9 protein-coding genes and 1 pseudogene are annotated in these 14410 nt (G+C 72.6%); 6 read left to right on the top strand and 4 right to left on the bottom strand.

Going from position 1 to position 14410, the window contains the following annotated elements:
• Window positions 1-320 precede the first annotated feature (320 nt).
• From AVL59_RS39345 to AVL59_RS55295, 5 genes and pseudogenes are all read left to right on the top strand, one after another.
• A complete protein-coding gene (locus AVL59_RS39345) occupies window positions 321-998 on the top strand; it encodes a hypothetical protein (RefSeq protein ID WP_067314149.1) in 678 nt (225 codons plus the stop codon).
• 4 nt (window positions 999-1002) lie between these two features.
• On the top strand, window positions 1003-2943 hold the full coding sequence (locus AVL59_RS39340) for a GMC oxidoreductase (protein WP_067314148.1): 1941 nt from the start codon (window positions 1003-1005) through the stop codon (window positions 2941-2943).
• On the top strand, window positions 2940-4112 hold the full coding sequence (locus AVL59_RS39335) for a ferritin-like domain-containing protein (protein WP_067314146.1): 1173 nt from the start codon (window positions 2940-2942) through the stop codon (window positions 4110-4112). The genes AVL59_RS39340 and AVL59_RS39335 overlap by 4 nt, the downstream gene beginning before the upstream one ends.
• The gene (locus AVL59_RS39330) at window positions 4109-5026 is read left to right on the top strand and encodes a hypothetical protein (RefSeq protein WP_067314144.1); all 918 of its coding nucleotides are present in this window, start codon (window positions 4109-4111) and stop codon (window positions 5024-5026) included. Before AVL59_RS39335 ends, AVL59_RS39330 begins: the two co-directional genes overlap by 4 nt.
• Window positions 5025-5150, top strand: a pseudogene (locus tag AVL59_RS55295) (serine/threonine-protein kinase); the annotation flags it as partial. The gene AVL59_RS39330 and the pseudogene AVL59_RS55295, both read left to right, overlap by 2 nt.
• Window positions 5151-5503: 353 nt before the next feature.
• Here AVL59_RS55295 and AVL59_RS39325 read toward each other — a convergent pair.
• On the bottom strand, window positions 5504-6484 hold the full coding sequence (locus AVL59_RS39325; protein ID WP_067314143.1) for an Lrp/AsnC family transcriptional regulator: 981 nt from the start codon (window positions 6482-6484) through the stop codon (window positions 5504-5506).
• 108 nt (window positions 6485-6592) lie between these two features.
• Between AVL59_RS39325 and AVL59_RS39320 the strand changes: the two genes are divergently transcribed.
• On the top strand, window positions 6593-7969 hold the full coding sequence (locus tag AVL59_RS39320) for an MFS transporter (RefSeq protein ID WP_067314141.1): 1377 nt from the start codon (window positions 6593-6595) through the stop codon (window positions 7967-7969).
• Between the two features lie 24 nt (window positions 7970-7993).
• Here AVL59_RS39320 and AVL59_RS39315 read toward each other — a convergent pair whose 3' ends face one another.
• From AVL59_RS39315 to AVL59_RS39305, 3 genes are all read right to left on the bottom strand, one after another.
• Window positions 7994-9031 (bottom strand): rod shape-determining protein, encoded by a 1038-nt coding sequence (locus AVL59_RS39315; protein ID WP_067314139.1) that lies wholly within the window; start codon window positions 9029-9031, stop codon window positions 7994-7996.
• Between the two features lie 138 nt (window positions 9032-9169).
• The gene (locus tag AVL59_RS49935) at window positions 9170-13375 is read right to left on the bottom strand and encodes an SAV_2336 N-terminal domain-related protein (RefSeq protein WP_079147211.1); all 4206 of its coding nucleotides are present in this window, start codon (window positions 13373-13375) and stop codon (window positions 9170-9172) included.
• On the bottom strand, window positions 13365-14387 hold the full coding sequence (locus AVL59_RS39305) for an AAA family ATPase (protein ID WP_067314137.1): 1023 nt from the start codon (window positions 14385-14387) through the stop codon (window positions 13365-13367). The genes AVL59_RS49935 and AVL59_RS39305 overlap by 11 nt, the downstream gene beginning before the upstream one ends.
• Window positions 14388-14410: the final 23 nt, after the last annotated feature.

The following is a 14410-nucleotide window of genomic DNA, read 5'->3' as shown; positions in this document are numbered from 1 at the left end:
CCCGCCTTGATGAATATGCCGGAGGAGCGGGTGTCTGTGGGCGGGACAGGAAAAGCGTTTCCCCCTGGAGCGGACCACGCCGGGACGTTTCGCCGAATTGATCACGCGTTGTCCGCACCCATTGTCGGGCGATTGCCGGACGCGCAGAATCCTTCGTCAAGCGGTCCACCTCCGCTGGTGAGGGATTCGCCCGGGCGTGACGGGAATTCCGCTGACGCGCTCCGGGCCGTCGTCCGTCGCCGTCATACGGGCGAACGGTTCGCGGCTCGGCCACCGTGAATTCCGCCCCGTTCCGGTGCTGATCAGATCGCTGAGAAGGGATGAACGTGCTCACCGACGACACCGTTCCGACCGACCCCGAACTGCGCCGGTTCGTCGACCTGTCGATGCCCCTCACCGGCTTCGCCGGCTACGACCTGCACGGCACCGGCATGGCCCGGCTGTACCTCGACACCGCACGCCGGCAGATCGGCGCAGACCGTCTGACGGCCTTCCTGGACGCCTGGCAGCAGGCCCTCCAGACCCCCGAGGGACCGAAGAGGCTCTCGCCGCTCGACCGGGAGATCGCCCGCGCGCTGGCCTACCTCTGGTACACCGGCGGCTGGCCCCGGCTCGCCCCGGCCGCCCACGCGGCACTGCGCCGCGAGGTGCCGAACACCGAGTCCGTTGCCTCGCCCAGCAGTTACCCCGAGGGACTCGTCTGGCGCACCTTCGCCGGGCACCCGGCAGGAGCCAAACCACCGGGCTTCGGGACCTGGGCGCTGGAGCCACCACCACTGCCGACCGAGGAGGAGATCCGCGAGGTGCTGCGGGCCGCGGCCGAGGACCCGGCCGTCCAGGCCGTGTCCGCCCCTGTGGCGTTCCAGACCCAGTTGCCGGCCGGCAGTGTTCCCGCACACCTGCTGCCCGGACCGCGGCTCTCCCGCGCCGTTCCCCCGTCCGCCGTTCCGGCCGCCGCCGCGCCGCCGGACCCGGAACCCGAGGAAGCGAGTGAGTGAAGCGATGACCGTGACCACAACGGGCTGCGCCGTCGACGGCCGCCGCTACGACGTCATCGTCGTCGGCAGCGGCTGGGCCGGCAGTCTCGTCGCCCGGCACCTCGGCAGGCAGGGCTGGCAGGTCCTGGTGCTGGAAGCCGGCAACGGCGGCACCGAGACCTGGGCCGGCTACCAGGACTCCGTCGACACCTTCTCCTCGGCGGTGATCAAGGTGCCCAACGCCGCCTATCGGCCCAACGCGGCAGCGCCCTTCCCGGACGTCCTCGACCTGCACCCCACCGCCGAGCCGCCCGGCTACACCGCCACCGGACACTTCGTGCAGACCGGCCCGCTGCCTTACGGCACCGACTACGTCCGCGCGCTCGGCGGCGCGGCGATGCACTGGCTGGGCGCGATCCCGCGGATGCACCCGGAGGACTACGCGACCCGCGACCGCTACCGCTACGGGCGCAACTGGCCCGTGACGGCGGGCGAGATGGAGCGCCACGTGCGCGAGGCGGAGCTGCTCATCGGCTCCGCGGGCGACGCGACCGCGCAGTGGCGCCTCGGGGTCGTACCGGACCCCGACTACGAGTACCCGATGGAGGAGATCCCCTGGAGCCACCAGGACTGGATGTTCCAGGACAGACTCGACGGCAGGGCCGTACGGGACGTCGTGGCCGGCGAGGACTACACGCTGCGGGTGTACGGGCTGCCGCAGGGCCGCAACAGCACCCCCAACCCGCTCTTCGCGGGCGGCCGCGGCTACCGCCCGCGCGGTGCCGTCGGACTGCCCAACTTCGGCGAGCGGTGCGTGGGCAACTCCAGCTGCACCCCGATCTGTCCGGTGCAGGCCAAGTCCTCACCGCTCAGGCTCCAGCAGGACTTCACCGACTCGGTCCACCTCGCCACCCGCTGCGTGGTCAGCCGGGTGCTGCCGGGCCGCGGAGACTCCGTGCGCGGCGTGGAGTTCCGCGAGTACGGCGATCCGGCCACCCCCGTGAGCACCCCGTACACCGCCGAGGCCGACATCGTCGTCCTGGCCGCGCACGCCATCGAGAACGCCGTGCTGCTGCTCGCCTCCGAGATGGCCAACAGCAGCGGTTACGTGGGATGCCACCTCATGGACCACCCCACCATGCTGGCCTGGGCGAGGATGCCGCAGGGCGAGCCCGTCGGACCGTTCCGCGGTCCCGGACACACCACGGGCCTGGAGTGCTTCCGGTTCGGCGCAGGACGCGGCAGGCGTGCCCCGTTCCGCATCGAGATCGGCAACTGGGGCTGGGGCTGGGCGACCGGCGCCCCCTTCAGCAACGTCGGCGCCATGCTGGGACTCGGCGGCGACGCCAAGGGGGAGATCAAGGAAGAGGGGATCTTCGGCCCCGAACTGCGCCACCGGCTGGGCGACGAGATCAACCGCCAGGTACAGCTCCAGATCGCCGTCGAGCAGCACGCCGACCCCGCCAACCGGGTCACCATCGACCCGCGCGGACACCGCGACGGCGTGGGCAATCCCCGGCCCATCCTCCACTACGACCTCGACAAACAGGTCCGGGACGGTGTCTTCGCCGCCCGCAAGGTCTCCCAGCAGATCTTCGCCGCGCTCGGCGTGGAGAAGGACTTCACCGACCACGGCCCGCAGGGCGGCGTCGCCCCCCTCGGCCACTTCCGGCATCAGGTCGAACCGGGCGGCGAGGTGCTGGACCTGGCCTACCACGGTGCCGGGCACGGCGCGGGCACGCACATCATGGGATCCCGGCCGGGCTCGTCCGTGGTCGACTCCTACCAGCGCACCCACGACCACCCCAACCTGTTCGCCGTGGGCTGCGGCAGCATGCCCTCCATCGGCACCAGCAATCCCACGCTCACCATGGCCGCGCTCGCCCTGCGCAGCGCCGAGAAGATCCACCGCGACCTGGCCGAGCTGCACCAGCCGGTCACCCATGCGACGGAGGGCACCCGATGATCAACGCCTACGCCCTCACCCGCAGCGGCCCCGAACCGCCGGCGACCGTCGAGGACCTCCGCACGTTCCTCCAGGCGGCACTGGAGGTCGAGCACCTGACGATCCCCGTCTACATGACCGGGATGTACACCATCAAGCCCGGCACCAACCGCCAGGCACACGGCACCATCCGCAGCGTCGTCCTGGAGGAGATGCTGCACCTGACCCTCGCCGCGAACCTGCTCAACGCGGTCGGCGGCACCCCGGACGTCGCCCACCCCCGGTTCGTCGCCGGATACCCCGCACAGCTGCCGTTCAGCGACCCGAGCCTGCCGAAGATCCCCCTCCAGCACTTCTCGCCCGAGGCGCTGGAGACCTTCATGCTCATCGAGCGCCCCCGCTCGTTCGTGCCCTCCAAGCCGGGTCGGACCGGCTGGACGTCCATCGGGCAGTTCTACGACCTCATCCGGCAGGCCCTGATCCAGCTGGAAGGGCAACAGCGGCGCGACCACGAGGAGGGCCGGGCGGCCGGCCCCACCATCTTCACCGGCCCCCCGGAACGGCAGGTGGGCCCCGAGGACTTCTACAACTCGGGCGGAGAGGTGTTCGCCGTCACCGACCTGAAGAGCGCGCTCCTGGCCGTCGAGGTGATCAGCGACCAGGGTGAGGGCGCCGACGGCACGATCTGGGACAGCGACGACACCATCTTCGGCGAGGAACGCCAGGTCGCCCACTACTTCCGCTTCAAGGAGATCCGGGTGGGCCGCCGCTACGGCAGGTACGACCTGCCGCGCAGCAAGCCCAGCGGCCCGCTCATCGACGTCGTCTGGGAGGACGCGTACGCCATCCACTCGGCCGCGAAGGTACGGGACTATCCGGAGGGCTCCCAGGTCCGAGCGCACGCGGAGTCCTTCAACCGGCGCTACGCCTATCTGCTCACCCTGCTGGAACTGGCCTTCACCGGCTCCCCGCCGGCCATGCGGTACGCGGTGCCGGTGATGCTGGAGCTGCGCGACCTCTCCGAGCGGCTGTACCGCAACCCGTACCCCGATCCGGTCCTCGCGGAGACGGGCCTGCACGCCTGCCCCACCTTCGAACTCGTGGGGGAGTACTTCGAGGCCGCGCACACCGAGGCCACCGAAACCATCAGGGCGCACCGCGCCTCCGCCACCGAGGAGTACACACGATGAGCGGCCGGCCGGCCGGGCGCGACCTCCCGTCTCTCCCCGCGTGCCTCACCCTGCCCTTCTTCTACGGCGCTTTCACCAACATCGGCTTCGACTACCTGCTGGACGACCCCGGCGACAAGCAGGCGGTGGCGGACCTGCTCGCGCACGACCCGGCAGGCAGGCACCTGTCACCCGCCGTGTTCGACGACAGCGTCTGCCTGTCCCTCAACTACCAGCTCTACTTCGCCCAGTTCGGCAGCGGCGCGGCCGTCACACAGGAGATCGAGCTCAATGTGGTCGCCCATCCCACAGCCGAGGCCGGGCGGGTGCCGAAGCTCACCTACGCGCAGTACGCGCACGGCGAGGACCAGACCCGCACCCTCGGGTTCTGCCGCATCCACGTGGCGTGCGACAACGACATCGCCATCAAGGCGGGCGTCGAACTGTTCAACGAGCCCAAGCACAAGGCCGGCTTCCAGCACACCCTCCCGGTGCCCAACGCCACCACCGCCGACCCGAAGGCGGCCGACCGGTGGAAGGTGGTGTGCGGCACGTACGGCACGGCGGCCGCCGACGGCTCCTTCACACCGGCCGACACCTACTTCTCCTTCGAGGCGGACCTCGGCGGCCTGTCCGCCAAGGCGGTCAGCGCGGCGCCGTTCACCGAGTACGGCAGCAGGTGGACCGGCAAGGACGCCGCGAGCCCGTACCACCGCCCGCTAGCGGCACCGCTCAACGTCTTCTCGCCGTACGCCTGGTACGACCTGGGCTACGGAGTGGACCCGGTCGCGCTGGCCCCGGGCCAGGCCCCGCAGCAGGGCCGGAGCAAGCCCTTCCTCGACCTGATCGAGGACAGGAGCCCGGCGGGCGCGTGGGTCTACCAGTCGCCGCCCGTCGCGGCGCAGAACCGGCCCTACTGGGTCGGGACGGCCTGAGCCCGGCAACATCGTCATGGCCGAGGGCGGGCCCCGGGTCCTCGACCTCGGCATCGCCCGGGCCGTCGAGTCCACCCGCCTCACCGCCACCGGCACCGCCTTCGGCACGCCGGGATTCCCCGCGTCGTACGCACCCCTTCGCGCGCGGCAGCCGGCTCACCGAGTGGACCGCCCGACTCGACCACGCCCTCGGGCAGTACCTCGCGGGCCGGTGACCGGTCGGGCCCCGGGGGCGTGCAAAACACTTCACTCCTTTCATCAAGCACCGGATATGACACATGACTTGGCCCCGACATGGCTTGGACATGGCGTGTCCGGGGCACGCACCTCCTACGAGGAGCCGCCACCGGGCGGTGCCTGCAGGAGGAGGGCGTCATGGACCGTCGGATCCGGGTACGTGTCAGTCGTCGGCCCGCCGCCCCGCGCGGGCAGGAGATCGACCGCAGGACGCCCTCGGGGCGCATCCTGCCGTACTGATCACCTGCGGCGTTCGAGCGGAAGCAGGGCGCCGGACCGCTTCACCGTGCGGATCACGGGAGCTGTCTCCATCGTGTGGATCGCGTCCAGGGAGGCGACCCGCTCGGTCAGGTACCGCGCGAGGTCGAGGGAGTCCCGGCAGTTGACGGCCGCGAGGAGATTGGTCTGCCCGGTGGTCTGTGCCACGAGCGAGACCTCGGGATGAGCGGCCAGCGCCGCCGCCACGGCGGTGAGCCGGGAGGGCCGTACGGACATCCACAGACGGGCCTCGGTGCGGAAACCGAGCGCGGCCGGCGGGATGTCGACCAGGAAGACGAGTGCGCCCGCCCGGCGCAGTGCGATGAGCCGGCGTCGCACGGTCGCCTCGGACCAGCCCGTCGCGGCGGCGAGTTCGGTGTGGCTCGCCCGTCCGTCCCGTGACAGCAGGTCGAAGAGCGGGCGGTCCGCCGGCCCGAGGGACACGTCGCCGTCCTCGGCGGGCGGCGGGGCGAGCAGCGCGGCCTGTTCGGGTGCGAGGCGGGCGGGACCGGCCCAGTTGTTGGGCAGCGCGTGGTTGCCGAGCAGCAGATGGGCGGAGACGGACGTGATGCGGCTGGTTCGGGGCAGCTTGTTCAGCAGCAGGGCCTCGCTCTCGTCGCTGGTGGGCGTCTGGGTGCTGCAGGAGATCTCGGTGCCGCCGGAGAGCAGATGTACGTACGAGGTGTCGGGGCGGGCGGCGAGAGCCTTGCTGATGGCGTCGGCGGAGTCCGGGGTGCACCGCAGCCGGATGGTCCAGGCGTTGTAGCCGAGGCGGGCGCCGTTGAGCGTGCCGACCACGCGCAGGACGTCGGCGCCGCGCAGGCGGCGGTAGCGCCGGGCGACCGTGTTCTCGGAGACGCCGAGGGCTTCGCCGATGAGGCGGAACGGGGCCCGGCCGTCGATCTGCAGAGCATGCACCAGACCCCGATCGATGTCGTCCAGGGTGACGGTATCCGTCTTCATGAGGTATCAGTGTGCCGGTATTCGCCGCGCGTGAGGCGCCGGGTGGTGGCGGTGGGGCGCCGCTCCGGATCGTGAGAGGCGTCCGGCAAGCCTCTCGGAGGAAACCTCATGCGCTCATGGTGGCCCTTGGTGGCCGTCTGCCTCGGCTCGTTCGTGTTCCTGCTCGACACCACCGTGCTGTCCGTCGCCCTGCCCGCCATCGGGGCGGGGCTGTCCGCCCCGCTGTCCGCGCTGCAGTGGGTGGTCAATGTCTACACGCTGGTCCTGGCCGTACTGATGCTCACGATGGGGGCGTTGGCGGACCGGCTCGGTGCGCGCACGGTGTACGTCGCCGGACTGGCCGTCTTCGGCGTCGCGTCGCTGCTGTGCGGCCTGGCCCCGGACGCGGGTGCCCTGATCGCGGCCCGCGGGGTGCAGGGCGTCGGCGGCGCGGCGATGGCGGTGACCGCGTTCGCCCTGATCGGCTCCGTCTACCGGGGCCCCGACCTGGGCCGGGCCATGGGCGTCTTCGGCGCGGTGACCGGCCTGGCCGCCGCCGCGGGCCCGATGCTCGGCGGCGTCCTCACCCAGTACCTCGACTGGCGTGCGGTCTTCTTCCTCAACCTCCCCCTCGTCGCCGTGACCGTCGCCCTGTCCCTTCGGGTGCTGGCCCCGGGGCGGCAGGGCACCGGCACGCGCGTCGATCTGCCGGGCGTGATCGCCTTCGCCGTGTGTGCGGGGTCGCTCACCCACGCCCTGACACGGGTTGGCGAAGCGGGCTGGTCCTCGCCCGGAGTGCTGGCGCCCGGGGCACTCGCCGCCCTCGGCCTCGCCGTCTTCGTCCGCGTCGAACTGCGCAGCCCCGCACCGCTGTTGGACGTGCGGCTGTTCTCCCGGGCGTCGTTCTCGGCCGTGCTGATGTGCGTGGTCGCCTCCACCGCCGCCTTCGCCGCGCTCGTCTACACCTCGGTGTGGCTGCAGTCCGGGCTGGGCCTGGGGCCGGTGCGCGCCGGGCTCGCGCTCATGCCGCTCGCCCTGGCCTCCTTCGCCACCTCACTGATCAGCGGACGCAGGCTGCACGGAAAGTCCCCGCGGGCCATCCTCGCCACCGGCCTGCTGCTGAGCGGCATCGGCTGCGCACTGCAGGCCGGGCCGGCCGCGCACTCGTCCGCCGGCGCTCTCACGGCGGGACTGGCCGTCACGGGCATCGGGCTGGGGCTGCTGGGCCCGGCCATGGGGGCCGCGGTGTTCGCGGCGCTGCCACCGGAGCGGGGAGGTATGGCCGCCGGCGCCATGACCACCTTCCGGCAGCTGGGCCAGACCCTCGGGGTCGCGGTCTTCGGCGTGCTGTTCCAGCACGGTGGTGCCGTGGGCCTGAACCGGGTCCTGATCGCCGCGGCCGCTGCCGCGATCACCGGCTCCGTACTCGCCTGCGTCTTCGTGCCGAAACCGGCGGCGCGGAAGACGTCGTCCCCCTCCCGCGGGAACCTCACCGGCTCCCGGTGAACCTCCGGCCCGCGCCGGGCTGCCTCAGGTGGCCAGCGGGCCGAGGAGCATCGGCTCGATCCGGCCTTCCAGCATGGCACCGAGGCCTTCTATGGCGCACACGTCGGGCCGTTCCGCGATGTACACCGGGACGCCCGTCGCCCGGCGCAGCATCTGGTCCAGGCCGGGCATCCGCGCGGAACCGCCGACCATCACGATCCCGCGCTCGGGGAGATCGGCCACCAGGTCGGGCGGGCACTCCCGCAGCACCTTGCCGATGCCGTCCATGACGGCCGTCAGCGGGGTCTGGATGGCGTCGCGCATGGCGGCTGTGTCGACCCGCACGCTGCGGGCAAGGCCGGTCACCACGTCCCGCCCCTGGATCTCCGTCGAGGCCGGCCCGTGCGGGGCGGTCCCGTTGCCGGACAGGGCGAGCTGCAGCGGCCGCACGGCCTGGCTGGGCAGCAGCAGCGCGTGCTGGTGCCGCAGATGCTGCATGATCGCGTGCTCGACGGCCTCCCCGCCGACCGGGATCCGCTCCGCGGTGACGACGGACCCGAGAGAGAGCACGGCCACCTGCGTGGCCGCCGCCCCGCACACCATGATCATGGTGGCCTCGGGCCGGTCCACGGGCAGCCCGCACCCCACGGCGGCCGCGATGAGCGTGTCCACCAGCTCCACACGCCGCGCGCCCAGCCCGACCAGCGTCTCGATCGTCGCCCGCTGGGCCAGCGGATCGGCGGCGTGCGGGGTGCATGCCGCCGCCCGCAGCCGGGCTCTGCGGCGCAGGCTGCGGCGCGTCTTGTCACCGATCAGATGGCGCAGCATGCGCTGGGCCATCTCGATGTCGACGATCGTGCCACCGTGGATGGGCCGTACGACCGTGATGTAACCCGGCGTCCTCCCCGTCATCTGCTGCGCCAGCTCACCCACCGCGATGAGCGCCCCCGTACGGGTGTTCACGGCCGCGACCGAGGGCTGGTCGACGACGAGACCGGCACCCTTCACGTAGACCCGGGTGCGGGCCGCGCCCACGTCGACGGCGAAGTGGCAGCGGCGCAATCGCTCCAGACTGACGGTCACGGCATTACCTCCCGAGTGTTCGGGCCTTGGGGGCCGGACGGCGGCTTCCTTCGCATCCTCTGGGGGATCGCGACGGCGCGCCTGCGGGAGGGGGCCGGGCGGGGTGCGGCTGAATGGGGGGTTTCAGAAGGAGCGGGACTACGAGAAGCGGGTCGGTGTGAGCGTGAGGTCCCAGCGCACGCTCACACCGGGCACGGCGTCCGGTCCCGGTCCGTCGCCGAGTGCGCCCCGGGCGTCCGGCTGGTACGGCAACTGGTCGAGCCGTGCTCGCAGGGCGCCGACGACGGCCTCGGGCACGGACTCGGCGCTTCCAAGGGCCACCGCCCGGCACGGATCCGTGACACGCCAGGTCGCCGGTCCCACGGCGCGGAAGGCCGGCCTGGTCACGTCCAGCTCCAGCCGGCGCTCGGTGAGGTCCACCTCGTAGTAGGCCGTGGCCCGATCGGTTCGGGTGAGGCTGAAGCCGCCGCCCGGGAGCGTGTGGACGACAGCCCTGGTCACCCCCGACGCCCTGGGGAAAAGGCCTTCGCCGGGCAGCGGGTAGGGACCGTGCACGGGCGGCGGCGCGACGCTGCCGTCGAAGACGACGCGGGGCAACATAGCGAGGCGGTACCAGCCCGACGCGGGGCCGGGGCGCAGGGGCCGCAGCCGGGGTGCCTCATCCGTGTCTTCGTCCCACTCGTCCCGCAGTGTCTGCGGAACGGCGATGATGCCCCGCCGGTCGTCGGCGGTGTCCAGAGCCTCGCGGACCGCGACCGGGTCAGGGATCTCCGGATCGCGGCCGTCCTCGTGGAAGCACGAGAACGTCACCAGCCATCGGTGGCCGCCCAGCAACACCAGTTCGTCCTGGAACCGCAGCGACATCATGGAGAGCAGCGGCAGCACCGACACCTCCGGCGCGAACACCACCGAGTAGCCGTCGTCCTGCGGGGACAGCTCGTATGCGTCCGGGCTCAGCCCGCTCCCCGTCAGCAGCCGGGTGACCGCGCGGCCGAGCGCCGCCACGGTGTCCGCGTCCTCGGGGGCGTCCGCCAGTTGGAAGGTGACGGTGGTGAGGTAGGTGGGCGGCGGCTCGTCGTCAGGGGGCTCGAAGCGCTCCGGGTCGTAGTCGAACTGGTCGTCGTAGTCGTCCTCCCTGTCCCAGGGGGGCACCTCGCCGAGCGGATCCTCCACGGCGAACAGGCTCTCCGGCACCTCGTTCTGCGGCAGCGGGGTCTCCACGGAGGACGCGTCCTGTTCCTGCGTGGCGAAGATCGACGGCAGTGATTCCTCGGTGGGGAAGGAGCCCGGCGGCAGATCGTGCGGATCCTCCACGGACAGGGGGTGGTGGTCCGGTTCGGCAGCCGGGGCGTCGTCGACGGGTTCGTCGTACTCGTCGCGCAACTCGCGGCCCAACACGCGGAGTTCGGGGTCCGTTCCGCCCGCGAGTTCGTACTCCTCGTAGACCTCCAGCGCTTCTTCCGTACGCCCCTGGCGGCGGAGCGCGATCAGCAGCAGCCGGCGGAAGTCCTCCCGGGAGGGGTATGCCCGCAGGAGGTCGGTGAGTTGTGTGGCCGCGCGCTCGGGCTCGCCGAGGTCCAGGTCGAGTTCGGCGAGCTTGCGGTGCAGGGCGAGGCGGAGCTGTTGGAGGCGGGTGCGGGCGGTGCGGGCGGCGGGGCCGGGGACGTCCGCGAGGGCGCCGGTGCCGTGCCAGAGGCCCAGTGCCTTGGTGAGGCGCTCGCGTGCTTCGGGGAGGCGGCCCTCGGAGGTCAGGATCGTGGCCGTCCGTTCCAGGTCCTCGCAGCGGACCAGGTCCACGTAGTCGGCGCTGGCGTGCAGGGCGTAGCCGCCGGGGAGCGTCGCCAGCGCGCCGGGGCCCAGGGCCTTGCGGAGCCTGTTCATGATCGCGCCCAGCACCGGCATGACGTCCTTCGGTGCGTCGGCCCGGTTCCACAGGCCGGTCCTGAACTCCTCGTGGGTCACCTCCCGCCCGTGCCGGAGCAGCAGCATGGCGAGGGCCGCGAGCTCGGTCGGGCCGAAGACCGCTGCGCGGTGGTCGAGTTCGACCTTCAGGGGGCCGAGGACGGAGTAGGAGCGTCGGCTGTCGTATGCGGCGAGGGCTTGGACCAGCAGATCCTCGTCCGTGAGCAGGTGCAGTCCCTGAGCCTGGTCCCGGAGCGAAACCGACGCGAGCCGGTTGAGAATGTTCGCGTACCCCTGCCTCAATCCGGCGGGCAGGTGCACGAGTTGAGGGCCGGTGAAAGGCTCGCTCGGCCTGGCGCCCCCCGAGCCCAGGAGCAGCATCACCTCGCACAGTCGATGCAGGTCGCGGTCTCGCCCCGCTTCGCCCGAGAACCTGCCTGGTACGAAGACGCTGAGCTTGACGGTTCCGTCGGGCAGCAGCATGACTCGGGACATGCCGAAGTCGCCGTGCGTGAGACCCGCCTCGTGGACGGCCTTGACGGCGTGCGCGAGCTGGATCCCGATCGACACGGTCAGGGGTGGCGGCAGGCGGTAGCCGTTGGGTGCGGCCAGGGTGTTGAGCGCGATTCCGTCCAGGTGTTCCATGACGACGTACGGAACGTCGTCCTCGATCCCGAAGTCGTGGACGGTGACCACATTCCGGTGCGCGAGCGCCTTCAGTCGTGCCGCGTCCCGCAGGAACGCCTCGCTCTCCGCCGGTTCGAAGAACGGCCGACGCGTCCACACCGCCACGGCCCGCGGCTCTTCCCTGTCCTCGGCCAGCCACACGGACCCCGCCGGCCCGAGCCGCCGCAGCAGTCGATAGCGCCCCCCGAGCACACGCGGCACGGGCGCCTCCCGGCCGTCCGTCAACCGGCGCACGCTCTCGGGCCGTACCGTCGCGAACGCCTCCCCGTCCGCCTCCGTCGACCCGGCAGCGTCCGGCATCACCGCCCGGAACTCGCCGGGCGCCGCACCCGCCCGTTCCTCGATCAACCCGCCCACCCGGCGGAGCAGTTCGGTCGTACCGGTGCGGGCGGCGCGGGGCAGGCCGCGCAGCAGCAGCTCGCGCGCCCCCGGGCGGAACCTGTACGACCCCGGCGGTCCCGGAACCGCCGTCAGTACGCCGCTGAGGATCACCTCGGCCAGATGCTGCGGGCGCGGATCCGGCTCGACCGCCCGCTGGACCAGCCGCATGACCGGCAGGTCCGGCCGGCCGACGGCCAGATGCCCGGCCAGCCGGAACGCCTCCGGAGAGGCGGTCGCGCGAAAGCGCAGGACCAGTTCCTCGGCCGGGAGCAGGGCCACGTCGGTACGGCCCTCCAGGTCCAGGGGCTGCCCCAGCAGGGCCGCCGAACCGGGGAACGGGGAGCCGCCCATCGACGCCACCAGTCCGGCCCAGTTCGCCAGCCACCGCGGACCGGGTTCGAGGACGGGCAGCGGTATCGCCCCCTGCGGTGGTTCCTCCTCGTACGGCGTGAACGTGAGCGTCGCGGTCGGCGCCGCCGGGAACGGGGCCGAGAGCAGGCCCGGTTCGGCGGGCAGCGCCGTGTCGCGCCACAGGTGTTCGGGCAGCGGCTGGACGACCGCCAGCGGCATCTGGTGGGCCCAGCGGCGCAGGGTGTCGTACCACAGCGTGCCCGCCTCGCCCGGCCGCCACTGCGGGCCCATGCAGTCGCTGATCAGGAGGGTGACCGTGCGGCCGTCGCCGGGCGGGTACGCGCCGTCGCCGCGCACCGAGCCGTCGGGGCCCGCGCGGTACACGGCCACCGTACGGAACACGCCCGACTGGGCCAGCGCCGTGTGCAGTTCGCGGATCAGGGGCCGCCAGACAGGCATCGTGGGACCGGTGTCGTACACCAGGTTCAGGCGCAGCCAGCGCTCCCGGGCGGGGCGGAGCACGGGCAGCCACCACTCGGGGGCCGCGCCCAGGCGGGCGATGCGGTCGGCGGTGGCGTGCTCGTCGAAGCGGAGGCCGACCGGGGCGTCCGTACGGCGCTTGAGCGGGCGCAGGGAGCGCTGCAGGCCCAGGGGGTGGCGCAGCATCGGGGGCGCGGGCGCCAGGAGGGAGGCGTACGGGCCCGGTGCCGCGGTGGGGGAGGGGAGGTGGAGAGGTGCGCGCGGGGGCTCCGGTTCGGGGGAGGCGGGTGACGGCTCGTCCGGGGCCGGTGCCGGTGGGTCGGGAGCGGGGGGCTCCGGGAGGGGGTGCTCGCGCGCGGGGGCCGGCTCCGCCGGTGCCGGAACAGCACCGCCCCCCTCGCCCTCCGCCGGCTCCATCTGCCGGGCCAGCCACAGCAGTTCCGCCAGTTCCAGCGGTGTCGGGCGCACCCCGCCGGTCGCCTTGGCCAGTACGTCGGCCAGGCGGGCCAGGGGCGCCGCGGCGGCGGGCCGGTCAGAAAGCATCTGCCTGCGGTGCCTCGCCGAGGTACGGCATCAGCTGCTCCGCCAGCTCGTCCAGGGACTCCTGGGCCAGGTCGGAGGAGCGGGCCAGGTAGATCGCGTTGAGGAGCTGGTCGGTGGCCAGGTCGCCGCCGCCGACCCGGGTGAGGAAGCGGGTGATGAGCTTCTCTGCGTAGGCGTCGGGTTCGCCCAGGTGGGCGCGGACGATCTCGGCGAGGTGGTGGTCGTCGGGCTGGCGCAGGCGCAGGGTGACGCAGCGGCGCAGGAAGGCGGGCGGGAACTCGCGCTCGCCGTTGCTGGTCAGCACGACGAAGGGGAAGGCGCGGCAGCGGACCCGGCCGTGCTCCACCGGGACGCGCTCGTGGGTGCCGTCGACCATGACCTCGGCCGTGCGGGCGTGGCGGGAGGCGCGCACCAGCTCGGGGATCTCGTACTGGCCCTCCTCCAGGACGTTGAGGAGGTCGTTCGGCAGGTCCAGGTCGCTCTTGTCGATCTCGTCGATGAGGAGGGCGCGGGGGCGGGCGTAGGGGAGGAGGGCGGTGCCCAGGGGGCCCAGGCGCAGGTGGTCCTCGATGCCCGACTCGGCGGCGGGGACGCCCGGTCGCAGGGCCGCCGCCTGGCGGGCCGCGTAGAGGCGGGAGAGCGGGTCGTACTGGTAGAGGCCGTCGTGGAGGGTGCTGCGGCTGGTGATGTTCCAGCGCAGCACCGGACCCAGCTTCAGCTCCCGGGCCACCGCGTACACGAGCGACGACTTCCCGGTGCCGGGCGGGCCCGTCACCAACAGCGGACGGCGCAGGTAGAGGGCCGCGTTGACCAGCTGGACCGTCTGCGGGGTGGCCTGGTACGTCTCGGCCCGGTGCGTGCGGTCGGGGCAGGTCGCCGCGGCATCGGCGGTGTCGGCGGGCGTGCTCAGCTCGGGGCCGCCGTCGAAGGCCCGCCAGGGCGGGGGCGCGGGCAGCTCACGGACGCCGTCGTGCGGCTCCTTCGTACCGGTGTAGACGGGCCACAGGGGCATGGGGTCCTTCTTCTCCGTTGGGT

The sequence above is a fragment of the Streptomyces griseochromogenes genome, assembly GCF_001542625.1.
Taxonomy (GTDB): domain Bacteria; phylum Actinomycetota; class Actinomycetes; order Streptomycetales; family Streptomycetaceae; genus Streptomyces; species Streptomyces griseochromogenes.
The sequence above is the reverse complement of the archived record's forward strand: the minus strand, read 5'-3'. Positions and strand labels throughout refer to the sequence as shown.

Bases quoted from the DNA above. Each gene is read 5' to 3' on its own strand.
- AVL59_RS39345 (WP_067314149.1), top strand. From the start codon at position 321: ATGAACGTGCTCACCGACGACACCGTTCCGACCGACCCCGAACTGCGC.
- AVL59_RS39305 (WP_067314137.1), bottom strand. From the start codon at position 14,387: ATGCCCCTGTGGCCCGTCTACACCGGTACGAAGGAGCCGCACGACGGC.
- AVL59_RS39325 (WP_067314143.1), bottom strand. From the start codon at position 6,484: ATGAAGACGGATACCGTCACCCTGGACGACATCGATCGGGGTCTGGTG.
- AVL59_RS39335 (WP_067314146.1), top strand. From the start codon at position 2,940: ATGATCAACGCCTACGCCCTCACCCGCAGCGGCCCCGAACCGCCGGCG.
- AVL59_RS49935 (WP_079147211.1), bottom strand. From the start codon at position 13,375: ATGCTTTCTGACCGGCCCGCCGCCGCGGCGCCCCTGGCCCGCCTGGCC.
- AVL59_RS39340 (WP_067314148.1), top strand. From the start codon at position 1,003: ATGACCGTGACCACAACGGGCTGCGCCGTCGACGGCCGCCGCTACGAC.
- AVL59_RS39330 (WP_067314144.1), top strand. From the start codon at position 4,109: ATGAGCGGCCGGCCGGCCGGGCGCGACCTCCCGTCTCTCCCCGCGTGC.
- AVL59_RS39320 (WP_067314141.1), top strand. From the start codon at position 6,593: ATGCGCTCATGGTGGCCCTTGGTGGCCGTCTGCCTCGGCTCGTTCGTG.